We start from the raw sequence: 24,873 nt of genomic DNA, 5'->3' as shown, positions 1-24,873 counted from the left end.
TGTCGATGCAGGCGATGCTTACTTTCGCTGCCATGAATTTGAAGAAAATGGCCAACTGGACTTGGCAAGGTCCAGAAATGGCCTAAATGATAACCTCGGAGAGGTCTGCAATTCTCTGTAATTACTTGAAGTCCCACAAAAAATGAAAAAAAGAGTTCGGAATGAGACTATTCCGAACTCTTTTTGTCTACAAACTGAATCCCGTACGAAGCGTACGGGATTTTTTCTGTAAAAAAATATGCAAGTTGTTTCGGTTTTTGGGAAATATAAAGGAAGACCAATGCAGCAGGTCAACAATAAAACCCTATGAAAGGAGCTTTTACGATGAATAAAAAGCTTTTAACACTTATCGGAGGATCTGTTCTTTCTGCCATGCTTCTAGCAGGCTGTGCCACAGATAACCAGGATCCGCCGCCGGAAGATGATACAATTACAGAGGATAATGGAAACGTAGATGAAGGCGGTATGAACGGCGGCAACGGTGGCAACGGCGATATGACTAATGATCTGAATGAAAATACGGATGACAACGATATCAACACAGATGATGACGGCGACATGATGGAAGATAACAACGAGCCGGGCGAAGATGCAATCGAAGATAACAAAGATATGCAGGATAAAGATAATAAAGATAAGTAAAAAGGCAAGGACAGGGGTGAACCTGTCCTTTTCTAAAGAAAAACTCCCGTCATGATTGAGCGGGAGTTTCTTTATTTTCCTTTTTGGCAGCAGCCAGGCGCGGCTTGCTTTGCATCTTACCCTTGAATTCATCAAGCAGGCTGTCTCCAATAAAGCCCTTTTCCAGGAGGTCCTGAAGCAGCAGTTCGGCATAATCATTTTTTGTTCTTTTGAGTGATCCTTCAAAAAGGATGCTGATATGGTTTTCCAGTTCACTGATAGAGGTAATTTTAGTTTGGAATGCGGCTGGATCGTTTTCTTTTTTCGTAATTACAACTTGGATGGTCAGCTCGTCCTTGTCATCAGCGCGCTTTTTGAAGTACTCAAGATAGGATTTATCAATAAATGCCTCCAGGAGCCAGGTGCTCTTCTCGTCTTCTTTATTGATAATCAACCCATCATCCAGTTGAATATCAATCAGGCCATTTTCTTCCACTAATTGCAGAGAAACAAGTTTAAATGTTTTCATGGCTTACCTCCATCTCTAAAATAAGTTGTTTTATAAAAAATTATAACACAGGCCAAACTGAAAGCGAATTTGAGGGTTTGTCGAATTTTCTTATTTTGTATGTTGAAAATTAGATTTTAGGTGCTGTTTTTTGCGGAAAAGAGGCTGAAAAATGAATTTTTATGGTGTTTTTGCCGAAAAAGCACTGCAAAAAACTCTTTTTGTCTTTTTTACACAGTGAATGAGTTCCGGATATGATAAAGCTATCAAAGAGAGGAGATGAAAACCTATGATTAATCAAGTGACCCTGGTTGGAAGACTGACAAGGGATCCCGAGCTGAAACGGACACAGGAAGGCATTCCGGTGACAAATGTGACGTTGGCAGTAAACCGCCAATACCGCAATCAGAAGGGTGAAATCGATGCGGATTTTGTACAATGCACCTTATGGAAGAAAACGGCGGAAAATACATCCCAGTATTGCCGGAAGGGCACCTTGATTGGGATAACCGGGAGAATTCAGACGAGGCATTATGATAATCAGGAAAAGAAACGCATTTATGTAACAGAAGTAGTAGCGGAATCGGTCCGCTTTCTTGACCGGAAGAAGACAGAAGAATTCCCGGTGACCGTGACCAAGGAGGAACTGCCATTTTGAAAGAAGTGTCTGAAAGAGAAAAGGCATTGGAATATATGCTCGAAAGCCTCATAAAGATGCTCGGTAAATCGAACCAAAGAGTCGATGACTTGAATATACGGGTTCTCCAGCTTGAATCCTTCATTCGTGAAACCGCTATGCAAAACGGTCCCCGGGAGAAATCCGGAAGATTAACCTTCATGAACTGACAGCTTCCCCCAACCAGCTGTCCACATATTTTCCTTCCCTATAGAGAATCAATCCTATCCCCAGCACTTCCCCTAAATTTGAAACCCGGTACTACTGTGCCGGGTTATTTCTAACTCTGTTTGTGAAAACAAATATTACATATGGGCATTAAGAATCAGGGAGGATTTTCACAGAATGTGTCGAATATACTTTTTGAAAATAATAAAGAGGAGGTGCAATTTAGTGGATAAAGGAGATAAAACCGGATACCTGTATTTTCAAACAGCAAATAAAAGATTAAACACCAATCATCAGCCAAGCTTCTTTGATGCACTTCAGCTTATTCAGCTGCAGAGTAATAAATCCTATCATAGAATTCCTCTTAGAAGCCATACTTCACTCACATTTAACGATAAGGAAAGTTTTCTTCACTACAAATTCAACTTCTTATTCGGCCAGGTGGCAATAAACGCCGGGAACAAGAATCCTACATACCAGCTGCTATCCTGTTTCATTATTAAAGAAGGCAGCAAAGTAACTTTTCTGACTCAAAAGCCTAACAAGCCTGAATATGCGATAATAAAAAAACAGCCTTCAAGCCTTTATGCATATCAAGGACTTGAAGACTGAACAAAATTTATGTCAGGTGAACCAGATCTCTCAGCTCATCTGTTGAAAGCTCGGTAATCCAATTCTCGCTCGTAATAATTTGATCATTAAGGGACTGCTTTTTTTCGAGCATGGCATCAATCTTCTCTTCGAGCGTCCCGGTGGCAATCATTTTATGGACATGAACAAAGCGTTTTTGCCCAATTCGGTATGCGCGGTCGGTTGCCTGGTTTTCGACGGCGGGATTCCACCAGCGGTCATAATGGATGACATGGTTTGCTGCCGTCAGATTCAAACCGGTTCCGCCAGCTTTAAGCGACAGCAGGAAAACCGGGAATTCATGATCTTGAAAACGGCTGATCATATTGTCCCGTTCCTGCTTTGGCACGCTGCCGTTTAAAAATGGAACGTCGAATCCGAATTGTTTTTTCAGCAAGCGGGCGATCATGTTCCCCATTTCAATATACTGGGTAAAAATCAGGCAGCTTTCTCCCTGCTCATGTACAGCACTGACAAGCTCGCTTAACTTTTCAAGCTTTACAGAACGTTCAAGGACATGCTTAGGCTTCTCCTCTTTTAAATAAAGGGCCGGGTGGTTGCACAGCTGCTTTAAGCGGCTTAATAACTGCAGGATCAGACCTTTACGCTCAAACCCGGACAGCTTTTCGATCTGTGCGAATGTATCCTGGACAAGCTGCTCGTATAGCGACGCCTGCTCAGCAGTAAGAGGACAATATTCCTTCTGCTCAAGCTTATCAGGCAGGTTCAGGGCCACATCCTCATCCTTCTTCGTGCGGCGGAGGAGGAAGGGACGGATATATGCCTGCAGCTGCCTGACTTTATCCTTGTCATCATCCTTTTCAATCGGCAGTACATAGCGCTTCTGAAACTGCCCGAGGCTGCCGAGATAGCCATGGTTCGTAAAGTCAAAAATGGACCAGAGCTCGGTCAGCCGGTTTTCCATGGGCGTGCCGGTGAGGGCGATATGGTGCTTGCCTTTTAACTTTCGGACAGCCCGCGATTGCTTTGTCTGGGCATTTTTAATATTTTGAGCTTCATCAATTGAAATGGAGCTCCACTCGATGGTTTCAAAATCCTCCAGATCCATATGGGTTAGTCCATAGGAGGTCAGCACAATATCAGACTCCATTACTTTTTCAGAAAAGCTTTCACCCTTCAGACGATTTGAACCGTAATGGAGATAAACATTCATGCCAGGTGCAAAGCGCTCGATTTCCTTCTGCCAGTTGCCGAGGACAGATGTAGGGCAGACGATAAGCGATGGGCCGCTGTCTTCCTCTTTCTTTACCTTTAACAGATAAGAGATCAGCTGAATCGTTTTTCCAAGCCCCATATCATCTGCCAGAATGGCGCCAAAACCATATCGGCGCAGAAACAGCAGCCAGCTCATGCCGAGCTTCTGATAAGGGCGAAGATCACCCTTGAAGCTTGCAGGGACCTCTTCAAGCGGAAGACTTTTGATATCGCGAAGCTGCTTCACCATCTGTTTCCATTGGCGGTTAAGCTCGATCTGAATGCGGGCAAAAGCCTTAGGATTATCCAGCTCGTCTTCCTGCGTGCTCTCGTCAGCCATAAGCTCCTGTTCTATCAAGTCACGGACATGCAATCCTTCTTTTTCCGCTTTCTTCATTAAATCCTGAATATGGCGGACAAAATGGGGATCCAGCTTGATCCAGCGGCCGCGAATGTAGACAAGCCTTCTTTTTTCCTCAACCATACCCCGGAATTCATCCTCTGTTAAATCAACGCCATTCATGCTGAAGCGCCAATCATAATCAAGCATGGACTGAAGCCCGACAAACGAAGGACGGTGGCTCCCGGTTCCTTTCACTTTTGCTTTGACCTTTAGGCTTGCATTTTTCATAGCCTGCCACCACGAAGGAAGCAGGATTTCCACGCCAAGTGCCAGCAGGGTTTCGCTCGCTTCAGTGAGAAAGGTCCAGGCTTCATCTTCAGTCAGTGAAGTGGAGATCATTCCAGGCTTGCCTTCAAGCCATGGGAATAGCTCAAGCCAGCGCTCGATCTCTTTGTCAATAGAATCTTCAAAATCATGCCAGTCGTGGGGATAGTTCGAATAGTCCTTGAAGTCGACAAAGACATCAGAATTATTTTTTCCGCGGAGGAATATCGCCAGATCCCAGCTGGAATCAATATCCCCGGGCTCTTCCAGCTTAAGTCCAATCGAAAAAGGAGCTTCATTTGATTTAACCCCGATCCATTCCTGCCAGCTTTCTTCATCAAAATAAGCAGCAAGATCCTTTGGTGAGAGGTGCTCACTCCGCAATGCTTCAAGCTTTTCACCGAACTGTGCTTTCGCTTCCTGATTCTGATTCATATAGCCATCAAGGGAGCGGTGAAATAAATCTCCGATAAACTCCCTGACAGGTGAGCCTTCTACAGCCTGGTCCCAAAAGTTTGTGCCGAATTCGGTAACCACACTTTCCGGCAGTGCCCAGCGGAATTGATCCTGTTCCCAGGCGGCGAAATCCGGCATCCATTCTTTTTCCACGATCGAATCGTAAAGAGCATGAGAGGAAGCCAGCAGGATTTCGGCAGTTTCATCCCAGCTCCAATCAATCAAACGGTTGAACTGCTCAGCCGCAAACAGGGTAACGAGCTGCCAGCCGCTTACAGAGATCCCTTTGATTCCGTCCGCATCAACAGCATCAAGCATTGTTCCAAAGAAACTTTCTCTGTGATGGTTAAAAAGAAGCGGCTTCCATTCTTTTGGGGACAGGAGGCGGCCTTCTTCATTGACGGCAAAAATCAGGTAGCGGTCATTGTTTATTGGTTTCACTTTCACATGGAGAAATCTCGTTTTAAGCATCGATTAGCTTACCCCTTTTGCATTCTTCCTGAAAGGCGCGGAGACGTTTCGTTTTTTCAAGCAGCAATTCAAGAAAAAGCTGCCAGTCTTCCTGGCGTTTCAGCTTATTGTACAGCGTGCGAAGCTTTTTCATTTTCCGGACAGCCTCGCGGTAATGATCCCTGTTTTTCATATTGATATGGGCAGTGATGGCCTGGTGATAGAGCGGCAGGAGTATGGAGGGTTCCTTTTTGCTGATTTCCCTGATCCGGTCCTTGCCTAAAGAATCAATATCAAAGCCAATAAACGCCTGCAGATCGGCCCACTTTATGAATTCGCCTTTTTCAAAAAGGAGGTATTCATAGTCGCTGTAGCTGTACGGCAGCGTTTCCATCAAGGCTTTCTCGTATAAATCCATTTTGCTGCTTTCCAGGCAATACGGAGAAATAGCCTTGATGGCCATCCTGGTAAAATCCATGCAGGCATAATAGTCATCAGATTGTTTCAAGTAATCCCGTAATTTATGGATAAATGCTTCTGCATAAGGACCCATCCGATTCCAGTCCTTATTGGCTGAAAAATAATCGATCCAGTAAAGCATGTAAGGAGTCATTAAATGATTTGGCACATTTAAAACACTGAGTGCCTGTTCATCATTACGTTCAAGGATATGAAGATGCACATAGCCTGTCACAGACGGAAGGCTGGGCGATTCCTCTTTGATGGAGGATTCCAGCTTCTGGATCTCCGCTTCACGCCATTCTTTCTTTTTAAAAAAATGTGTCCATAACAGCCGATATAAATGGGCCCGCTCATAATCCAACCCAAAAGAACCGGTGATCAGCCCGGCGGAATCATCTTTCAGTTTTTCAATATATTGATCGAAAGCGAAGGGAAGGGAGTGCACCGACAGTTTGTTCATTATCTCAACCGAATCTTCCATCAGGGACTGATAGAGATGGCGGTAATAACGGTCAATCAATTCTTCGCCATGGCCGTACTTCCTGCTCAGCGCCATTAGCTTTTTAAAAGAAAAGACATAGCCGACAAGCAGATACAGCAGCTTCCATTCCTGTTCAACCGGTGCTCCCGCTTTCATGCGCCGCAGATAAACATGGAAAAGCTCAGGGAGTACATAGGGACGAGGCTCTCCCTGTTTTTCCAGCAGCTCGGTAAAGCTTTCCTCGAATCCGGCAACCCAGCCGTCGTAACCTGTCTTCATCTGACCGGAGGATTTCAAAAGATCCTTCGCTCTTTGAAGCCCCCAATTCTTGGCTGTCTGCTTTTCCTTTATCGGCTTCCTCCACTCTTCAATCCACATGGACACACTTTTGGCTTTGGAAAGAAGCTGCAGAAATACCGCAGTCTGATGGCGGCAAAAACCTTCAGCCGGACAGGAACACTCGCTCAAATGAATGAACTCAAGATTAAGTTCAACCTTTGCGGGAGTCACATCCTGGACCGTCGCCAAAACCTTATCATCTTCGAAGCGAAGCTGATACACAAGCCCCTGCCGAAAAAGCATCAGCCCCTTCTGCACCAGGCGCGCATCTTCCTCATTCTCTGCCCGCAGTAACCCCTTCAGCTCATTCGCTGCAAACTCTAAAGGCTCCAAAAACCGCTCCGGAATCATTTCACAACCCCCTTGTTGGTGTGGGACAAAGGGACAGGTTCCTTGTCCCATCTACCCGTAGGGGACAATCAGCCAGTCCCCATGTTCCAAAGTACATTCCTATATTATAACATTTAGGGCAGTTGGAATGAAGGTGCGCGCTGTTTCAAAAATAGCTGAGGGAAGTTCTTAATGGGAATTGTGTGGAAAAAAATTATCGGAATTTTCGATCCATTTCAAATAAAATGGTATGATGGATTTAATGCTTTATAGGAACTGGGTGGGAAAATGACTGCTGTAAATGCTAGACAACAGGAAGCTGATAAATATTCGCTGCATGATGCCGGCTTCAAAAAAATTATGATTGCGATGACGAGTGCATCCATTTTAGTATTCGCTAATTTATACTTTGTGCAGCCGATTATGCCGCTGCTCGTGAAATCATTTGACATCACATCTGCAGCAGCCGGTTTATCACTGTCTGCTGCTGTGGTTTCTATGATTTTCGGATTGTTATTTTTCGGGTTTCTATCTGATCGAATTGGGCGGGTTTCCATAATGAATATTACGCTTGTTTGCACTATTATTCCGTTAGTGCTTTTGCCCGTTTCGCCTAATTTCGAAACGTTTCTGGTGCTGCGTTTCCTGCAGGGCATTTGTATAGCGGGCCTGCCTGCAGCTGCCATCGCGTATCTAGGGGAGGAACTTGATTCTAGAAGCGTCAGTCTCGGCATCACCATGTATATTGCAGCCAATGCCATTGGCGGAATGGCCGGCCGCATCTTCGTCGGGTACATTGCTGATATGGCCAGCTGGCAGACTTCTGTTTACTTCCTATTTGGATTCTCCATTCTGTTATTCATCATTTATTTTATGACTCTGCCAAAATCTCATTATTTTAAGCCCAGTAAAATATCAGTTCAAAAAGACTTATCAGGCATGGGCTCACATCTGAAAAACACGAAACTTTTCCCTGCGTTCGCGATGGGAATCCTCCTCCAATTCTCGTTTACAGGAGTATGGACGTACCTGCCTTTTTACCTCGAACAGGATCCTTTTAATCTTTCTGTAAAAAATATTTCGTTTATTTACCTGGCATACAGCTTCGGCATAGTTGGCTCCATTCTGGGCGGAAGGCTATCTGCTCATTTTAGGCAAGCTACACTAGTCTCGGTCGGAACTGTCATTTTAATAGGAGGGACCTTGCTTACCAATGTGCACTCTTTATCAGTAATTGTAATAGGTCTATGCCTGACCTGTCTTGGATTCTTTGTGGCGCATTCACTGATGGCGGCCATTGTAAATGAGCGCGCTGCCCATCACAAAGCCGGTGCCTCGAGCATCTATCTCGTAAGCTATTACCTTGGAGTTGCAACCGGAGGGACGCTTGCCGGCCTGGTATGGCAGACTGGGGGCTGGACGGGGATTACGGTGGTTTCCTTTGGTCTGCTTCCGGTTGTGGTGTGGCTGATGGCAGGCAGCAGGAAGGTTCATCGCTGATATGATAGAGGGGCTTCGGACAGACTGAGCGGCAATTTAATCGGAGTCCGAACCCGTGTCGCCTTCGGACATGCTAAGGCAGAAATTAGTCAGTTAGAGTCCGAACCGTGTCAGAGTCTGACAGTAGGAATAATCCAGTTGGAGTCCGTACTTTTGTCAGCTTCGGGCCAGCAGAGCAGAAATTTCCTTATTGAAGTTCGTCACAAGGCGGATTTATCGAAAATGAACCGTTCATTTACTAAAAACATTTAATACGAAGCTTAAAAGCCCCAATCCATAACGACTGGGGCATATTTCTTCCATAAAAACCGCACTGAGATGCCTTCATGTATCATTAAAATCAGTTTATGTGCGGATAGACTCAACTTACTTGCGGATAAAATTTTTTCTGTGCTTATAACCACAATTTACGTGCGGATAGAAATTTTTTCGTGCGGTTAGCCATTTTTAAGACTGCAGACCAACACTCCTGCCTCAACCTAACGGGGATCCCGTTCCTGCCCCGTTTTTAAATCAATAACCTTAACCGGGTTCTCTGGAGCATTGACCGTTTTGCTCTCAGGAGCAGCTTTCCCGTTTTCCACCCAGTCGATAAGCAAGTCGAATGACTGGTGAGCGTAAGGCAACAAAGGCTGAAGTTCTTTATCCGGATCGGCGGAGCTGTTCCAGACAAGGCTGTCAACATGGTTCCCATTCTCAATAGTATACATTCGGTGCAGATCCTGCTTTCCGGCTTTCTTGACCAGATTTTGATATCCCTTTGCATGAATATCCGGGAATATCAGCGAATCAAGGGAACCAGTGAAAGAGATGAGCGGCACATCTATATCTCCAGTATTGGCCACTTCCTTAATATTTTCTTTCACTTCTTTTGGACGGGTCACATATTTATAATCTTCAAAGACAGAATCAAAGGATCGGTCTCTCACGCCATTAACAAAGTTCAGGTAATTGCTCCAATGCGTACGGCCTGGGGCTTCCGGATCGAAATGGTCCCGATAGATATTCAGCGAGACAAACCAGTATACCTGATCATGATAGGCCCATAGTTTTTCCGATCCTTTGGGCAATCCAGCTTTGTATAGCTCTTTAATCGCTTTCTGCTTTATTTTGCCGCTTCCAAACAAAGCTTCCTCCGCATGATTCACTACGGTGGTCAGAGAACTGATTAAATTTGGCTTTTCTTCCGTCCATAACACGCCTTCCCAATCAACTCCTCCATCAAAAAGACGCGGTTCGCCAGTCTTCTCTGGATGGTCATTTTCAAGGGCATAGCGCACGACGTATCCGCCATTGGAAATTCCCATCGCATATGTAGGAATTTTATGCACTGCCGATACTAAATCGCTCGCCGGGTCAGTAGAATCTGCCGGATCGATCAGACCATCGGAATAATGGCTGACTAAGTATCGCTGTGCGGCTTTCGTAACCTGCCGGAACCGCTGGTGCCATTCTGCTACGCTATCATCCTCAGCGGCTAAGGCATTCTTTACTTTTGCAAATGGATCAGCTGAATCAGCGTCACCCTGGGTGCCTTTATCAATCGCTGCAAAAGCATATCCTTTTTCCAGGACATAGTCGCTGAAAAGCAGGTCGGTTGATGTTTCATTTCTTGTAGCCGGGATTCCCGAAACAACCAGCCGGCCATTCCAGTGATCCGGAACCCTTATGACAAACTGGGCATCTTCAAAAATACCATTTACCTGTGTTCCCGTTACAGAAGAAGGCTTGTACATTTGATGCCATCCGGTTTCTTCCGCGGCATTTCCCCAAAGATAAGGAGCAAGACCGATGTTTCCGTAAAGGGTCGCCTGCTGATATTGGAGGGGATTCTTGGTGGTCAGCCAGTTGTTGTTCACACCATCAAAGTATTGTTGCGTTACTGTATGCGCACCAGGTATTATGGCCTGGTTTTCCGCAGCAGTTTGCTCGGCAAAACTTCTTTCCGGAAAAAGTGAAAAGCTTAAAGCAGATGCCAGTGATAACGCAATTAGCTTATTTTTCAGATAAATCAATCCCTTCTGCATAATCTTTTACAGTTCTATTCTACTTTTACTAATTATGGGAATCATGGGTCTTAGTAATTAATTATTTGAATTTTCAGTATAAATGAAAGCAGAGCATTGAGAATTGTGATGACTGACCGATGCTAGTACTATAGCCTTACATGCGGGACAAGTTGGAAGCAATGGGAATTCAAGTAGATATGGGCGCTTTAATGAATTCGAGCTAGTAGCGCAACCGGCCAGCACTTACATGGGACCAGTCCTCTTGTAGGGATATGTTCTGACAAACTTTTTTGAAAAGAGGAAGAGCATGCTTACAACTTATAAGCCTAGTCATTTTAAAAGCACACAGGTTCTTGAAAAAGAAGCTGTTTTGGCTGCAATTGAAAATTCTCTGGCTATGATTGAATTTGATAGTAACGGGAAAGTGCTGTGGGCAAATGAGAATTTTGCCCGCACTGTCAAATATCGTGCAGAAGAAATGCCAAATATGATGCATAAGCAATTTTGCACCCCTGAATTTACCGCCAGCAGGGAATATCAGGAGCTTTGGAGAAATCTGCGCAATGGCAAAAGCTTTCAGGAAAAAATTCAGCGTGTGAACAAGCAAGGAGATCTTATCTGGCTCGAAGCGACTTACACACCGGTATTTGGGAATGATGGCAGTGTAGAAAGTGTTGTAAAGGTTGCTACGGATATTACAGAAAGGGAAACGAATACAGCGCAGGTAGCATTCCAGCTGCAGGCAATGTCAGAAGCCCTTAGTGAAAAAGCAAAAGCTGGAATTGAAAGAAGCAAAGAGGCAGCTCAGGCAATAGCCAAGCTCGTTTATGAGTCCAAAGGGAACCTGGAAATTCTCCATTCTCTCAAATCACAGACACAATCCATCGGCAGCATCGTAAAAACAATCCGTGAAATCGCGGCCCAAACGAACCTCCTGGCATTAAATGCAGCTATTGAAGCAGCACGTGCCGGCGAACATGGCAGAGGCTTCAACGTCGTTGCCGGAGAAGTGCGAAAGCTCGCAAACCGGGTGCAGGACTCCATCCAGGAAGTCAGTGCCCACATCAAAGGAATATCAGATGAAATCAACAAAATTAGTGACGCAACTCTGCAATCACAGTCAGGCATAAGTGAAAACCAGGTTCATAATGAACATGCTGTATCTGCTTTTAAAGATATCGGGGAAGCTGCAAGAAAGCTGGATGAACAGGCGAAGGGTTTTAAGAGTATTTTATAGGAAAATGTGGGCTGCTTTATAGCAGCTCTTTTTTTCTGCAGATAGGAAGAATGGATGAGGCTGGCGAATTTACATATATTCTGTTTATTTTTGATGAGAGAAGATGTTTTTATGAAATATTTCCACAGGACATTCACTTCAGAGTTAAAGGGGAAGATTCATAGAATTGAAAAGGAACTAAAAGAACAAATTGAAAAGCTTCTAAGAGAGAATAAAGCGGCTTTTTCAAAGAAAGGCCTGAAACTCGAGGCTGAATTTAATCAGGAGGGCAGAGATGTTTTCCAGCCTGGATACAGATCCTCCATTTCACTGGGGATTTCTGATAAAAGAGGGGATCTCATAGATGTAAAAATCATTAAAATTTGGGAATGCGAATACTTTTTTCTTGGAATGCCGGTATCGAAAAAAAACCCTGGAAGCAAGTTGTTTGGGGAGCTTCTGGATGAACCTTCACAAGAAATAACAACGGAGTTAGAGCAATGGATAGCTGAATTTTGGGATGAACTTACCAATTAAGAGAAACAGGAGGAAAAAGTATGGGAAATCAATCTTTAAAGCTGCCTAAGGAATTTGAAAAACATCGGAGCGAATTGGAAAAAACAGTTAAATCGTTTGTCTGCATACATGCAGAAAGAGGGGAGACCACACTTTATGAAAGCAAGTTCGGAGGAAAGCCCTACCTTCCAAAAACGAGCGAACATCCAAAGGATGAGCAGGGAAATTATATGAATCTATTTGCGCAAATCAATTTCGAAGAAGTTCCTCACATTGAGCCTATGCCTGAGAGCGGAATTCTTCAATTCTATCTCTCGCCGGTTGATGATATGTACGGACTTGATTTTGATAATCCGGCTGATCAAAAAAATTTCCGGGTTGTTTATCATCCAAATGGCGGGAAAGATGAGTCAGACCTTGTGACAGATTTTTCGTATATGCCTGATTTAGGTGATGAATATGATCCGATAGTTCAGGAAGCAAAGATGATTTTTAACCTTAAGTTCGCTCCTGTACCTGCTGAGGATTTCCGATTTGAGGACATGGTCAAAATTGACTTATTTGAATCCATCGATCATCCGGATTATGAGGATTTATATGAGCTTTACTCCGAGGAATTAGGTGCAGAGGGCCATAAAGTTGGCGGCTATCCCTACTTCACCCAGCAGGATCCTAGAGAAAAAGGGGACCCAACAGGTGATTATAAAATTTTGCTATTCCAGGCGGATACGGACGATGATATTGAGCTGATGTTTGGGGACAGCGGTGTTGCCAACTTCTTTATTAAGGAAGAGGATTTGCGGAAGAGGAATTTTACAGATGTTCTTTATAATTGGGATTGCTGCTAACGTACCAACCCCCAATTATGAGGAGATAACTGAATGGAGGGGTTCACATTTGGACAGAAAAAGGATAAACCTGAGCGGCTGAGTCCGAACCTGATGCCCCTTCGGACAGAAGAAGCAGAAATCGGGGAGAAAGAGTCCGAACCTGAAGCCACTTCGGACAGGAGAAGCAGAAATCCGAGAGGTTGAGTCCGAACCTGATGCCCCTTCGGACAGAAGAAGCAGAAATCGGGGAGAAAGAGTCCGAACCTGAAGCCACTTCGGACAGGAGAAGCAGAAATCCGAGAGGTTGAGTCCGAACATGATGCCCCTTCGGACAGAAGAAGCAGGAATCTGAGAGAAAGAGTCCGAACTTGATGCCCCTTCGGACAGAAGAAGCAGAAATTCGATCGAGTGAGTCCGAACTTTTAGCTCCTTCGGACAGGAGAAGCAGAAATCTGAGAGATGGAGTCTGGACATAGCGAACTAATTGTCCGCGGTGGAAATCAACAGACTCACTTACAAGCGAAACCCCTATCTAATAAGAATAAAGGAAATTAGCAATATTAAATTGCGGAAAAGTTAGAAAACTCTTGAATTAATAAGAAATAACCGCTACACTTATAATATACAATTTTTCGTATATTGATTAAAGGTAAAGAGGTATTACAATATGAGCCGTATTTGGGAAAGTTTATATTCGAAGAATGGGCTGGCTGCAAAGTTTATTGCAAAGGAGCTTATTCAGTTTTCGGAGGGAGAGAGAATCCCACGCGTAAGTGATTTTACGGAAAAGCTATCCTTGGGCCGGGGAACTGTTCAGGGGGCATTAAGAGTGCTGGAAGATTTGCATGCCATAGCTCTTGAATCCAGAGGACATCTTGGGACCTTTCTGAAGAAGAGGGACATCAACCTGCTGTATGAGATTGCCGGCATCGGACCAGTGATGGGCGTAATGCCGCTGCCTTATTCCCGTAAGTATGAGGGATTGGCGACTGGCATTGTCGAAGGGTTTGAGGAAATCAACAAAAAGTCTGGCCTTGCTTATATGAGAGGAGCGAGAAGGCGGATCGAATCATTAAAAACCCGGCGCTACGATTTTGCGATCATGTCTCAGCTGGCGGCAGAAGAGGCAGTGCAGGAGTTTGAGGGCCTGGAAATTCTCCATACACTTGGGCCGGAGACCTATGTAACGTCCCATAGAGTCTTTTTTTCAGATAGCAAAAACAGCGAGATTACTGATGGCATGAAAATAGGAATTGACTATTCATCTGCCGACCAGGCAAATATTACCCTCCTTGAATGTGAAAAGCACAAGGTTGAACTGATAAAGGTGGACTATATGCAGCTTTTCAATATGCTGAAAAACGGCAGTATTGATGCAGCGGTCTGGAATGCAGATGAAGCGAGGGCGCTAAAAACGTTTGCCTCCTCTGACTTTAAATCAAAAAAGGCAAAGGAACTGGCCATAAAAGCAACCACAGCAGCCATTGTCATAGAAAGTGAAAGAACAAATATCAGGGAACAAATCCAGCTCCTCCAGTTTAATAAAGTAGAAGAGACCCAAAGGCTGGTGGAGGAAGGAAACAAGTATCCTCACTATTAAGAAACTGAAGTTCTAGTTTCTTATCAGCACTAATATACTAAATACTGTATTCTGGAGGGATTTAAACATGGATTTAAATCAATTGAAAGAAAGAATGGACATTCTTTTAGCTTCATCTGTTGTCAGTACCAAAGCAGCTGATATAAGCACGTTAGCGTTTATGCATTTACAGTCACACTTGAAAAAAGATGCTATAGATGGAGCTGAAATGCTTTTCACCCATTTGCCGACAGCTCTGACGAGAATTGAAAAGGGTGAACAGGTTGAGGCTCCCCATCCTGCCTTGCTGGATGAAGTTAAACAGTCACTAGAAGCATCAGTGGCAATAAAAGAAATCGATTACGTACAACAGCTATGGAAGAATCAGCTCCCCCAAGAAGAAATCGATTTTCTGGTCATACATTACACAAATGTACTGCAAATCAACAAAGGAGGAAATTAAGATGAAAATTGTAGTTGGCGGACAGGTTGATAAAAAAGAGATTGAGAGCTTGATAAAAGAGATTGATAGCAGCATAACGACGATGGTCAAGTCGGATTTGGAGGCTGCGATGGCTGTTAAGACGGGACAGGCAGATTATTATGTGGGAGCCTGCCACACAGGAGGCGGCGGAGCTTTGGCCATGGCGATTGCACTACTCGGCAAGCCAAATTGCGAGACCGTCTCCATGCCAGGAAAAAAGCCTGTTGAGGAGAAAATTGTAATCGCTGTCAATGAGGGGAAGAAAGCGTTTGGATTTACAGCTGACCACAAAGAGACCGCAGTGCCTATGATTATCAAAGCTTTAAAGAATAAAAGTTAATCCATTTTATCTGAGGGGGAAAAAGAAATGGAAATGACGTTAATTATCCTGATTGGTGCCGTTGCTGCTGTTTTGGCCAATATGAATATTGCGGTTTTCAATGATGGGCTTCGTCCAATTGTTTCCGAACATGTGGAAGGCAGGATGACGAGAAGGGATCTTGCCTTCACTGCCTTTGCGATGAGCTTCGGCCTTGTAATCGGATTTGGAATACCTTTTACACTCTCGGCCAGTATCATCCTCGTTCACAGTATCCTGCTGGGAACAGATATTATCGGTTTGCTGACACCGAAAAATAAATGGGGAACACCGCTTGCGGCTGTGATTGGCGGTGCTTATGGAGCAGGGCTGTTAATCGGACTCGAAGGCTTTGTGAAGCTGTTTGATTATCTGCCTCTTAATTTCCTTGAAGCTATGGGAGCGGTTGGAACACCGGTTGTCGTAACGTTTATGGCATTCCCGGCGCTTGCGGTTGCCATGCAGTTCAGCGTGAAAAAAGGGGTTATTACGTTTATCGTATCAGCATTGATCCGCCAGCTCGCTGTCTGGCTGAATGAAAGCGGAGTCCTTACGATTTCAGGAACCACTGTAACACTGAACCAGGAAGGAATGGCCCTTATTACAGGAATGATTTTCCTTCTTGTATTTGCCATGAAGGAAAAGGCAGAAGAAGGCTCTTCCATCGACCTTGCCGCAGTATTCAGTGACAAAGTGGCGAAAATCAGAAAAAATGTCGTGTTCTTTATGATTATTGGCGGTCTTATTGCTGCTGCTACGAATCTATGGATCATGGCAGGAGATCCGATTTCTCTAAATCTATTAGCGGAAGGCAAAGCAACAGATGCCGGAATTGCAGCAGCTGCCCGTGCACTCGGTTTTATTCCGCTTGTAGCCAGTACAGCAATTGCAACAGGCGTATACAGCCCGGTCGGATTTACGCTCATTTTCGTCGTCGGATTTTTCTCCCCGAATGTTTGGGTGGCTTTAATCGGCGGGGTCATTATTATTTTCATTGAAGTTATGCTATTAAGTTCAATTGCGAGATTCCTTGATAAATATCCCGGTGTCCGTAATTCCGGAGAAAATATCCGCAGTGCGATGACCAAGCTTCTGGAAGTAGCCCTATTAATCGGCGGAGCAAATGCCGCCAATGCGATTGCGCCGGGGTTCGGATTCTTCTTCATCGCCGGATTCTATTTGCTGAATGAAGCGGCAGGACGTCCGATTGTCCGCATTGCGGTCGGCCCTGTGGGTGCCATTGCAGTCGGAATCATTGCCAATATCCTGGTTGCACTTGGAATCATGAACATACCTCAGTAAAGGAACCAAATAAAGAGAACGGAGTGGACAGCCATGATACAAACCGTACTTGGAAAAATTGCTCCGGAAGAATTGGGGATTTGCTCGGCTCACGAGCATCTCTCCATTGACCTTTCGCGAGTGAAAAAAGATCCGGATACCATACTGGATGATGAACAGGGCATGCGTGAGGAACTGGAGGACTTCTATCGTCTCGGCGGAAGGTCAATGGTGGAAGTGACGAATGACGGCATGGGCCGGGATGCTCATGTGCTAAAAAGGCTGAGCGAGGCAACAGGGGTTCACCTTATTACATGCACAGGCTTCTATAAAGATCCTTATATCCCCCATTTTGCAGACGGCTGGAATGCGGAGCAGTTTGCACAGCATTTTATAAAAGAAGCCAAGGAAGGGATTGCCGAAACGGGCATTCTCCCGGGTGTCATCGGGGAAGTGGGCACTAGCAAAAATGAAATGAAGCCGATTGAACGTGAGCTCTTAATTGGTGCCGCTATGGCCGGAGCCGAAACCGGCCTTCCGGTGACCACTCATACAACGCTCGGAACACTCGGGCTTGAGCAGGTGCAGCTGCTGACAAAGCATGGCCTTCCGGCTGATCAGATCATCATCGGCCATCAGGACCTTAACCCGAATAAAGACGAGGTTCTCTCTGTTTTGGAAACGGGAGCCTATATCGCTTTTGATACGATCGGAAAAAATAATTACCGCCCTGATGAAGAAAGAGCTGCTTTTCTCCTTGAATTCATAAACCGCGGCTTTGAAAAGCAAATTCTTCTTTCAGCAGACTTAACCCGCAAGTCGCATTGGAAAAAGCACGGAGGACCGGGATATGGACTTGTGCTGGAGACCTTTATTCCAAGATTGAAAGAATCAGGAGTTCCGGAAAGCATTCTTCATCAATTCCTGACCGTTAATCCATCCAGAGCTTTTTCAATAAGGGAGCGATCATAGTGTCCACATATAACCGAGCTGAATTAAAGTACGCAAAATCAGTTTTGCCAAGCCTATCGATACAGGAAGCACAGGAAAAACAATTCAAATTGGTAGACAGAATGAGCCGCTATTTCAAAGGCAGGCAATTTCTTTCAATGGGAGACCTTGGTGTTTCTCCAGCTTATAAGCGTCCGGAACAGACGTATCTTGTGGAAAGAGTTCTGGCGGATTTCTTTGAAGCAGAAGACTGCGCCCTTGTCAGGGGAGCCGGAACAGGCGCGATCCGCAATATTCTAAGCATGCTTTTGTCTCCTGGAGATGAAATGTTCATTCATACTGCACCTGTTTATACGACGACAAAGGAAACGTTAAGGATATTGGGCATTAAAACCGTCCAGGCAGATTACAACCATCTTGAGGAGGTCAGAATGACCATCAGAAGTAATCAAAATCCTAAAGTTTTCTACATTCAGCATGCACGCCAGCAGCCGACAGACCATTATCAATTAGCCGAAGTCATCAAAGCCGTGAAGGAAGAACGCCCGGATCTTCCAATCGTCGTGGATGACAATTATTGCGCGTTGAAGACAAAGGGAATTGGCGTGGAATTAGGAGCGGATTACTCAACCTTTTCCGGATTTAAGCTTCTCGGGCCGGAAGGAATTGCGGTCATTGCCGGCAAAAAAGAGGCCATCGAACGGGTGCATCACTATAACTACTCGGGCGGCGGCCAGGTTCAGGGCTACGAAGCCATGGAGCTTTTAAGAATGATGACATTTGCACCTGTATCGCTGGCTATTCAAAACGAACAGGTGGAAGAGCTCTGCCGCCGTCTGAATGAAGGGACTGTGAACGGGATTCGCGCCGCCTACATGACGAATGCCCAATCCAAAAATGTCATTGTAGAACTCGAAGATCCGATTGCCCAAAGAGTGATCAGCATCAGTGATGAGCATGGGGCGGCCACTCATCCGGTTGGGGCGGAATCAAAATATGAAATTATCCCGATGATTTACCGAGTTTCCGGCAGCTTTTTGGAAGCACAGCCCGAGCTGAAGGAATATGGACTGCGCATTAATCCGATGAAATCAGGAGCGGGCACGATCATCGGCATTCTGGAAAAAGTGATACCTCTTGCAAAAGAAGTGCAGCATCGTTGATACCCGTAAATAAAGGGGGAAGGGGGAAGCTTCAATGTTTTTAGATGTAACAAAGCGCAGAAATCCTAAGCTTATTCAATCAGGTGTCACTTTGCACCAAAGCGGGCAAATACCCCCGAATACGTACGTGATTGACCTCGATATACTCGGAGAGAATGTAGAAGCTCTGGCAGAAACGGCAAAAAATCATGACTTTACGCTTTATTTCATGAGCAAGCAGCTTGGAAGGCTTCCGTTTATAGGCCAGTTTATTGCAGAGCACGGAATCGAAAGAGCGGTTGCTGTTGAATTCGACGAAGCCAAAACATTGGCAGAAGGCGGCGTTAAACTAGGAAATGTCGGCCACCTGGTTCAGCCGGGGAAAAATCAGTGGCCGGAAGTGCTGTCGTGGAATCCGGAAGTCATTACCCTATTTTCCCTTGCGCGTGCCAGACAGCTTTCTGATGCAGCTGTTCAATCAGGCATGGTGCAGGATGTACTTCTCAGGGTGTATGCAGAAGGCGATATGATTTATCCCGGACAGCAGGGCGGCTTTCGATTGGAAAGGCTGGATGAAGAGCTTCTCGAACTGGCCGGGCTTCCAGGGATTAACATAGCAGGCGTCACGACCTTCCCGAACCTTCAGATATCTCAGGACAGGAGAAGCATGGAGCCGACTCCTAACTTTAAAACCCTCCTAAAAGCAAAAGAGGTTCTGGAGAAAAAGGGCATTATTGTAAAGCAGGTAAACGGTCCAAGTGCGACCAGCTGTGAAACCATACCGTTCCTGGCAGAACAGGGTGTAACACATGGAGAACCGGGACATGCCCTCACCGGAACGACCCCGCTGCATGCTTACCGGAATCTCCCTGAGAAACCTGCCATTGTATATGTAACGGAAGTGTCCCACCAGGATCAGGAGCATTATTACGTCATTGGCGGCGGCTATTACGGACGCTCCCATTTAACCGGGTGTCTGGTCGGAAACAATGAAAAAGACATATTAAGGCAGTATGTAAAAGCAATCGAACCGGCTCCTGAAGCGATTGATTACTATGGCGCGATTGAGAAACCGAACGGCTGTAAGATTTCTGAAGGTGATACAGCTGTTTTCTCTTTCCGTACCCAGGTGTTTGTCACGAGGGCCCATATTGCCCTGGTAAAAGGAATTCAGAGCGGAAAGCCGGAATTGGTTCACTTTGAGAGGAAGTGGTAAGGATGGCAAAAGCAATTCTGCTGGTGATTGACAGCTTTGGCATCGGGGCAATGGAGGATTGTGGAGAGTACAGCCCTGGTGACTGCAGGGCCAATACCTATAAGCATATCCGGGAATCGGTTGATTTCTTAAACATACCAACTCTATATCAGCTTGGGCTGGGAACGCTTGTCGATGGCAAGGCAGCCCCTGCCAATGCTTACGGATGCTCGGCACTGGCCCATCACGGGGCAGATACGTACCTCGGGCATCAGGAAATTGCCGGAAGCTGCCCGAAGCGCTCAAATAAAAGGTTGATGAAGGATATTCATCCGGATTTGGCACAAGCATTAACAGAAGCAGGCTGCCAGGTTGAATACCCATGGGAAGACAGGCCGGTGCTGCTTGTAAACGGTGCCTGTGTCATTGGGGATAATCTTGAATCTTCATTAGGAAATATCATCAATTTAACCGCTGATTTTAATAAAATGCCTTTCCAGGAGTTAAAGAAAGTCGGAAAGATTGTCCGCCAGAACGTAGACACCAGCCGTGTGATTGCTTTTGGAGGACCCTATACAACCATCGAACATATCCTGTCAGTTGTTCATGAAAAAAATTCCGGCCAGTGGGGAGTGGATGCCCCGAAGGCCAAGGTGTACGGCAAAGGCTATGAAGTCTATCACATGGGCTACGGTGTAAACATAGACGGACAATTTCCGATGATAGCTGCCAGACATGGCCTTAAAGTACATCGGATTGGCAAAACGGCAGATGTTTTGCATGGAGAAGGACCTGCAGATCCGATTGTGGATACCGAAATGGTTTTGCGAGTTTTAGAGAAGTCTTATTTGGAAGAAAAAGAGGACGCGGCGTTTCTGGTTAATGTACAGGAGACAGACCTGGCCGGACATGCTGAGGATGCTGAATGGTATGCCAGACTGCTGAATACAACCGACCAGTGGCTCGCAGAATTCCTGCCCAAGATGGCAGAGGAGGATCTAATAATTATTATGGCCGACCATGGCAACGACCCGACCATTGGACATTCCAACCATACAAGGGAATACGTTCCAATACTCGCTGCCGGGAAGCGGGTAAAATCGGTGAACATAGGGAAGCGTAATTCGATGGCTGACGTTGGGGCGACATTTAGCGAGTTTTTTAGATTGCCTGCGACTGAGGAAGGCGATAGTTTTTTGGAAATGATTATGGATTGAGAGAAATGCTGGAGCCAAAATGGTTTCAGTATTTTTTGTGTATTTCCTGATTTTACTAGTGCTATTTTACTGGGTTAAAAGTTATAATCCATTTATGAAATATTTACTAATGGAGTGAAATATATGAAAAAGCTCAGCACTAGAATTGCAATGGTTATGGCACTTGGAATGGCAGTTGTTTTACTCGGTAATATTACCATGCTTTATTTAAGCACGAAAAATTCAGTAGAGTCCTCTATTGAAAATTTTAGTTTAAATATTGCAGATAATATAGCTTCAAAAATGGAAACAGAAAAATATGAAGAATTTTTGAAGAAACCCGATCAGACAGAAACCTATTGGGAACTTCGGGAACAGCTGAATGATTTTCGTGATAAGACAGGTGCATTATACGTTTATACATTGATGGCTGATCCCGAAAAGGAAGAAGTCCTTATCATGGTTGATGGGATGCCGAAAGGATCGGAAATGGCAGCAGATATTAAGACACTGACGACGGCTGCAAAATTTGAAGATATTTCTTCTGTACTTGATGGAAAAACATCAAGCTCACCGATCGTTCACGATCCGGAATATGGAGATTATCTTTCTGCCTTTGTGCCAATTAAAAACGATGGAAAAGTAATCGGGATATTAGGTGTCGACATCAATGCCGATGATGTAAATGGCATTGCAGATCAAGTACTGCAAAAAGAGCTCCCAATGAACCTGGTGATAAATATACTGTTAATCCTTGCAGTTGTTGCCGTTCTGGCCTGGTTTGTCAAAAAAAGACTGCACCCGCTGCAAAATATCAGTTCAGCAGCTCAATTGATGGCTAATGGAGATCTTCGCGGAGCAGAAGAGAAGGCTAATTCCATTAATGTAAAAGGGAAGGACGAAATTAGCTTTGTTACAGAGTCATTCAAAAAAATGACACATCACACAAAAGAAATGGTTGAAGATATAAAAGCATCTTCAGAAGCCCTCTTGGTCTCCTCGGGTAAGATAGAAAACAAGATGGAAGAAATCAGCCAGGCCAGCAGCCTGATTGTCAGAGGGATTCAGGAAGTGGCAGGGGCTACTGATACACAGCTGATCAGAAGTGAGGAATCTGCAAAAGCAATAGAAGAAATGGCCATAGGCATACAGCGTATTGCGGAAGCTTCGACAGATGTGAGCGAACAATCCAATACAGTTACACAGCAGGTAAAAGAAGGATTTGATGAAATTCAATCCATCATCCGGCAGATAAATGAGATTAAAAAGACTGTAAATGATTCTTCCTTATTTATAGAAGAGCTGGGTACGCAGGCTATTGAAATTGAGGATATTGTGAACCTGATTTCAGGCATAGCAGAGCAAACCAATCTGCTTGCATTAAATGCAGCCATTGAAGCAGCCAGAGCAGGCGAACATGGCAAAGGTTTCGCGGTTGTATCCCAGGAGGTTAAAAAGCTGGCAGAAGGCTCAAAAGCATCTGCTGCACAAATTGCCGAAAAGCTAAATCACTTTAGATCGTCCATTGAACAGGCAGTCGGAAATATGCATGCGAGCTCAGGTAAAGTGGAAGAAGGCACCGTTCTGGTCAATAGTGCCGGAGAGAAATTCAATCAGATTCTGCATGCTGTTGAAGGTGTTACTGGGGAAATTCAGGAGGTTTCTGCTGTAACAGAAGAGCTCTCTGCCGGATCAGAAGAGATTTCTGCATCCATTGATGAATTTGCGGGTCTGTCTAAAGACACAGCACAAATTTCCCGCGAAGTCGCAGCCTCAACAGACCAGCAGGAGGATGCGGTAGAAAAGATTTCAGAGCTGACCGTTCAGCTGAGTATGCTTTCTAAACAGCTGGAACAGTCGGTGGAGAAGTTTAGATTATAAGATGGAAGCCGTTCTCTATAGAGAGCGGTTTTTTATTTAGTTACTAAAATTGAATGATATTTGAAAGAGAATTTCTAGAAGTGACACCAAAAATGTCCCCTTTGTCCCGTTTGAAAAAATAAACCATTTGACTGAGTTTTCTCACGGACCATCTAGGGAAACAAGCAAAGGTGAACTTATTACCTTATCAAAAGGAGGGCAGCCCAGCTTTCGACATATCTACATAAAGAGGAGTGTTCAAATGAATTACATAAAGTGGATCGCGGCAGCAGCCGCAATGGTATTTGTGCTGAGCTTCAGCCAGCCCAAGGCAGATGCTGCTGTTCTAAAGAATGGCTCAGCAGGCCCGGAAGTTACATATATTCAATCAGCATTGCAAAAGCTTGGTTATTTTAATACAGACAATACAGGATATTATGGAACGGTAACAGAGAATGCAGTAAGAAACTTTCAATATGATTTCGGTTTAGCAGCTGATGGCATTGTAGGAGTTAACACAGCAGAAATGCTTAGAAATGTGGACATGCTGGCTCATGTGGTTTATGGGGAAGCGCGCGGGGAAAGCTATGAAGGCCAAGTGGCAGTTGCGGCTGTCGTTCTTAATCGTATGGAGTCCAATGAATTCCCGGATACTCTCTCCAATGTTATTTTTCAAAAGAATGCCATTACAGCTGTGAATGACGGTCAGTACTGGCTGCAGCCCGATGCTGAAGCTTATCAGGCAGTAAGAGATGCTTTTGATGGATGGGATCCAACGGGCGGTGCAATCTATTATTACAATCCTTATACAGCTACAGATCAATGGATATTTACTAGAACAGTCATTAAACAAATCGGCAGTCACAATTTTGCCTACTAAATTGAGGCACCTTTCCTGATCAAGCGGGGAAGGTGCCTTATTTAGTTCTTCTAATAATTAGAAGAAAATCTGGTAATTTATATTACAAAAATATTAAAAGCGTTTTAATTTGTAACAAAAAAAGAGTTTTACTGAAATCTCTCTGTTATCTTATGGTGTTAATATGTTCCTATCAAGGGACATAAAGGAGATATCATGAAAAAACTAGTAATTTATCTGGTAACAGCTGTTTTTCTATCGTTTGGATTTTCCAATGTCACTTCAGCCGCTGGAAATACGTATACTGTTAAACAAGGAGATACGCTTTGGGCCATCTCTAAAAAACATAAAGTTACTGTACAGCAAATTAAATCATGGAATAAACTGACTTCAGATAATATCAAACCAAAGCAGGTTCTAAAGGTTTCTGGAGCTTCAGCAAAAGCTGCAGCACCTAAAAAGACAGCTGTAAAGGCTGCATCAACGAAAGCCTATAAAGAAATTAAAGTGAAAGCGACTGCCTACACTGCCAGCTGCAAAGGGTGCAGCGGCATTACTTATACAGGAATCAACCTGAAAAAGAACCCGAACGCCAAGGTGATTTCGGTGGATCCGAAGGTTATTCCACTGGGATCAAAAGTTTATGTACCTGGATATGGAGAGGCAATTGCAGGGGACAAAGGCTCTGCAGTAAGAGGCAATAAGATTGACGTCTTCATTCCAAACAAACAGAAAGCCCTGCAATGGGGCAGCAAAACGGTAACTATTAAAGTTTATAAATAATAGAAATGAAGAGAATTCCTGTCGGGGATTCTCTTTTTGTTTGGGAAAAAATATCTCCAGTGCGTATCTGGGTTTTTAGGCTTATTTATGAAACAGGAGTATTTTCTCATT

At 44.6% G+C, this 24,873-nt stretch carries 24 protein-coding genes and 1 riboswitch; of the genes, 20 read left to right on the top strand and 4 right to left on the bottom strand.

Annotation, left to right across the window (positions count from 1 at the left end):
- The first annotated feature begins 306 nt into the window (after positions 1-306).
- A complete protein-coding gene (locus tag NR125_RS17630; RefSeq protein ID WP_232292477.1) occupies positions 307-642 on the top strand; it encodes a hypothetical protein in 336 nt (111 codons plus the stop codon).
- A gap of 49 nt (positions 643-691) precedes the next feature.
- On the opposite strand, the gene NR125_RS17625 is transcribed toward NR125_RS17630, so the two are convergent.
- Positions 692-1,150, bottom strand: coding sequence for a YwpF-like family protein (locus NR125_RS17625; protein ID WP_009332166.1), 459 nt, complete (start codon positions 1,148-1,150; stop codon positions 692-694).
- Positions 1,151-1,418: 268 nt separating this feature from the next.
- Here NR125_RS17625 and ssb point away from each other — a divergent pair, with 268 nt between their 5' ends.
- The 3 genes from ssb (at position 1,419) to NR125_RS17610 (ending at position 2,585) form a co-directional block, all read left to right on the top strand.
- Entirely contained in the window at positions 1,419-1,787 is a 369-nt protein-coding gene (ssb, locus tag NR125_RS17620) for a single-stranded DNA-binding protein (RefSeq protein WP_009332165.1), read from the top strand.
- Between the two features lie 5 nt (positions 1,788-1,792).
- Complete coding sequence (locus NR125_RS17615; protein WP_226280796.1) at positions 1,793-1,975, top strand: hypothetical protein; 183 nt, start codon at positions 1,793-1,795, stop codon at positions 1,973-1,975.
- Positions 1,976-2,198: 223 nt separating this feature from the next.
- Positions 2,199-2,585: a hypothetical protein gene (locus tag NR125_RS17610; protein WP_009332163.1), complete on the top strand. Its 387-nt coding sequence runs from the start codon at positions 2,199-2,201 to the stop codon at positions 2,583-2,585.
- A 7-nt stretch (positions 2,586-2,592) separates the two neighbouring features.
- Here NR125_RS17610 and NR125_RS17605 read toward each other — a convergent pair whose 3' ends face one another.
- A complete protein-coding gene (locus NR125_RS17605; protein WP_009332162.1) occupies positions 2,593-5,412 on the bottom strand; it encodes a DEAD/DEAH box helicase in 2,820 nt (939 codons plus the stop codon).
- Complete coding sequence (locus tag NR125_RS17600; protein WP_019380661.1) at positions 5,405-7,024, bottom strand: SWIM zinc finger family protein; 1,620 nt, start codon at positions 7,022-7,024, stop codon at positions 5,405-5,407. The genes NR125_RS17605 and NR125_RS17600 overlap by 8 nt, the downstream gene beginning before the upstream one ends.
- 267 nt (positions 7,025-7,291) lie before the next feature.
- Between NR125_RS17600 and NR125_RS17595 the strand changes: the two genes are divergently transcribed.
- The gene (locus NR125_RS17595) at positions 7,292-8,503 is read left to right on the top strand and encodes an MFS transporter (protein ID WP_071157186.1); all 1,212 of its coding nucleotides are present in this window, start codon (positions 7,292-7,294) and stop codon (positions 8,501-8,503) included.
- Between the two features lie 479 nt (positions 8,504-8,982).
- Here NR125_RS17595 and NR125_RS17590 read toward each other — a convergent pair whose 3' ends face one another.
- Positions 8,983-10,509: an alpha/beta hydrolase gene (locus NR125_RS17590; RefSeq protein ID WP_071157193.1), complete on the bottom strand. Its 1,527-nt coding sequence runs from the start codon at positions 10,507-10,509 to the stop codon at positions 8,983-8,985.
- Between the two features lie 166 nt (positions 10,510-10,675).
- A riboswitch (cyclic di-GMP riboswitch) is annotated at positions 10,676-10,759 on the top strand.
- Between the two features lie 60 nt (positions 10,760-10,819).
- On the opposite strand from NR125_RS17590, the gene NR125_RS29640 reads away from it, so the two are divergent.
- From NR125_RS29640 to NR125_RS17510, 15 genes are all read left to right on the top strand, one after another.
- Positions 10,820-11,749 (top strand): methyl-accepting chemotaxis protein, encoded by a 930-nt coding sequence (locus NR125_RS29640; protein WP_306219854.1) that lies wholly within the window; start codon positions 10,820-10,822, stop codon positions 11,747-11,749.
- A gap of 93 nt (positions 11,750-11,842) precedes the next feature.
- The gene (locus NR125_RS17575; RefSeq protein ID WP_256815835.1) at positions 11,843-12,265 is read left to right on the top strand and encodes a hypothetical protein; all 423 of its coding nucleotides are present in this window, start codon (positions 11,843-11,845) and stop codon (positions 12,263-12,265) included.
- Between the two features lie 20 nt (positions 12,266-12,285).
- On the top strand, positions 12,286-13,092 hold the full coding sequence (locus NR125_RS17570) for a YwqG family protein (protein WP_009332155.1): 807 nt from the start codon (positions 12,286-12,288) through the stop codon (positions 13,090-13,092).
- Positions 13,093-13,125: 33 nt separating this feature from the next.
- On the top strand, positions 13,126-13,278 hold the full coding sequence (locus NR125_RS17565) for a hypothetical protein (RefSeq protein WP_175502167.1): 153 nt from the start codon (positions 13,126-13,128) through the stop codon (positions 13,276-13,278).
- 463 nt (positions 13,279-13,741) lie between these two features.
- Entirely contained in the window at positions 13,742-14,674 is a 933-nt protein-coding gene (gene yhfZ / locus NR125_RS17560; RefSeq protein WP_009332154.1) for a GntR family transcriptional regulator YhfZ, read from the top strand.
- 67 nt (positions 14,675-14,741) lie between these two features.
- Entirely contained in the window at positions 14,742-15,116 is a 375-nt protein-coding gene (locus tag NR125_RS17555; RefSeq protein ID WP_009332153.1) for a PRD domain-containing protein, read from the top strand.
- A 1-nt stretch (position 15,117) separates the two neighbouring features.
- Entirely contained in the window at positions 15,118-15,477 is a 360-nt protein-coding gene (locus NR125_RS17550; RefSeq protein WP_071156324.1) for a DUF2620 domain-containing protein, read from the top strand.
- A 27-nt stretch (positions 15,478-15,504) separates the two neighbouring features.
- Positions 15,505-16,797 (top strand): YhfT family protein, encoded by a 1,293-nt coding sequence (locus NR125_RS17545; RefSeq protein ID WP_071156322.1) that lies wholly within the window; start codon positions 15,505-15,507, stop codon positions 16,795-16,797.
- 33 nt (positions 16,798-16,830) lie between these two features.
- Positions 16,831-17,748, top strand: coding sequence for a phosphotriesterase family protein (locus NR125_RS17540; RefSeq protein ID WP_009332150.1), 918 nt, complete (start codon positions 16,831-16,833; stop codon positions 17,746-17,748).
- A complete protein-coding gene (locus NR125_RS17535; RefSeq protein WP_009332149.1) occupies positions 17,748-18,890 on the top strand; it encodes an aminotransferase class V-fold PLP-dependent enzyme in 1,143 nt (380 codons plus the stop codon). The genes NR125_RS17540 and NR125_RS17535 overlap by 1 nt, the downstream gene beginning before the upstream one ends.
- A 34-nt stretch (positions 18,891-18,924) precedes the next feature.
- Complete coding sequence (locus tag NR125_RS17530) at positions 18,925-20,085, top strand: YhfX family PLP-dependent enzyme (RefSeq protein ID WP_009332148.1); 1,161 nt, start codon at positions 18,925-18,927, stop codon at positions 20,083-20,085.
- Positions 20,086-20,087: 2 nt separating this feature from the next.
- Positions 20,088-21,281, top strand: a complete 1,194-nt coding sequence (locus NR125_RS17525) for a phosphopentomutase (protein ID WP_009332147.1) — start codon at positions 20,088-20,090, stop codon at positions 21,279-21,281.
- A 123-nt stretch (positions 21,282-21,404) separates the two neighbouring features.
- Entirely contained in the window at positions 21,405-23,141 is a 1,737-nt protein-coding gene (locus NR125_RS17520) for a methyl-accepting chemotaxis protein (protein WP_071156318.1), read from the top strand.
- Positions 23,142-23,382: 241 nt separating this feature from the next.
- Entirely contained in the window at positions 23,383-24,000 is a 618-nt protein-coding gene (locus NR125_RS17515) for a cell wall hydrolase (protein ID WP_071156316.1), read from the top strand.
- Between the two features lie 195 nt (positions 24,001-24,195).
- Positions 24,196-24,762, top strand: a complete 567-nt coding sequence (locus tag NR125_RS17510) for a LysM peptidoglycan-binding domain-containing protein (RefSeq protein ID WP_009332144.1) — start codon at positions 24,196-24,198, stop codon at positions 24,760-24,762.
- Positions 24,763-24,873: the final 111 nt, after the last annotated feature.

The organism is Cytobacillus sp. Bac17, assembly GCF_024519925.1.
GTDB classification, from domain to species: Bacteria; Bacillota; Bacilli; order Bacillales; family Cytobacillaceae; genus Cytobacillus; species Cytobacillus pseudoceanisediminis.
The sequence above is the reverse complement of the archived record's forward strand: the minus strand, read 5'-3'. Positions and strand labels throughout refer to the sequence as shown.

Bases quoted from the DNA above. Each gene is read 5' to 3' on its own strand.
- NR125_RS17525 (WP_009332147.1), top strand. From the start codon at position 20,088: ATGGCAAAAGCAATTCTGCTGGTGATTGACAGCTTTGGCATCGGGGCA.
- NR125_RS17545 (WP_071156322.1), top strand. From the start codon at position 15,505: ATGGAAATGACGTTAATTATCCTGATTGGTGCCGTTGCTGCTGTTTTG.
- ssb (WP_009332165.1), top strand. From the start codon at position 1,419: ATGATTAATCAAGTGACCCTGGTTGGAAGACTGACAAGGGATCCCGAG.
- NR125_RS17605 (WP_009332162.1), bottom strand. From the start codon at position 5,412: ATGCTTAAAACGAGATTTCTCCATGTGAAAGTGAAACCAATAAACAAT.
- NR125_RS17530 (WP_009332148.1), top strand. From the start codon at position 18,925: ATGTTTTTAGATGTAACAAAGCGCAGAAATCCTAAGCTTATTCAATCA.
- NR125_RS17625 (WP_009332166.1), bottom strand. From the start codon at position 1,150: ATGAAAACATTTAAACTTGTTTCTCTGCAATTAGTGGAAGAAAATGGC.
- NR125_RS17550 (WP_071156324.1), top strand. From the start codon at position 15,118: ATGAAAATTGTAGTTGGCGGACAGGTTGATAAAAAAGAGATTGAGAGC.
- NR125_RS17565 (WP_175502167.1), top strand. From the start codon at position 13,126: ATGGAGGGGTTCACATTTGGACAGAAAAAGGATAAACCTGAGCGGCTG.
- yhfZ (WP_009332154.1), top strand. From the start codon at position 13,742: ATGAGCCGTATTTGGGAAAGTTTATATTCGAAGAATGGGCTGGCTGCA.
- NR125_RS17630 (WP_232292477.1), top strand. From the start codon at position 307: ATGAAAGGAGCTTTTACGATGAATAAAAAGCTTTTAACACTTATCGGA.
- NR125_RS17600 (WP_019380661.1), bottom strand. From the start codon at position 7,024: ATGATTCCGGAGCGGTTTTTGGAGCCTTTAGAGTTTGCAGCGAATGAG.
- NR125_RS29640 (WP_306219854.1), top strand. From the start codon at position 10,820: ATGCTTACAACTTATAAGCCTAGTCATTTTAAAAGCACACAGGTTCTT.
- NR125_RS17510 (WP_009332144.1), top strand. From the start codon at position 24,196: ATGAAAAAACTAGTAATTTATCTGGTAACAGCTGTTTTTCTATCGTTT.
- NR125_RS17555 (WP_009332153.1), top strand. From the start codon at position 14,742: ATGGATTTAAATCAATTGAAAGAAAGAATGGACATTCTTTTAGCTTCA.
- NR125_RS17570 (WP_009332155.1), top strand. From the start codon at position 12,286: ATGGGAAATCAATCTTTAAAGCTGCCTAAGGAATTTGAAAAACATCGG.
- NR125_RS17515 (WP_071156316.1), top strand. From the start codon at position 23,383: ATGAATTACATAAAGTGGATCGCGGCAGCAGCCGCAATGGTATTTGTG.
- NR125_RS17595 (WP_071157186.1), top strand. From the start codon at position 7,292: ATGACTGCTGTAAATGCTAGACAACAGGAAGCTGATAAATATTCGCTG.
- NR125_RS17540 (WP_009332150.1), top strand. From the start codon at position 16,831: ATGATACAAACCGTACTTGGAAAAATTGCTCCGGAAGAATTGGGGATT.
- NR125_RS17520 (WP_071156318.1), top strand. From the start codon at position 21,405: ATGAAAAAGCTCAGCACTAGAATTGCAATGGTTATGGCACTTGGAATG.
- NR125_RS17575 (WP_256815835.1), top strand. From the start codon at position 11,843: ATGAGAGAAGATGTTTTTATGAAATATTTCCACAGGACATTCACTTCA.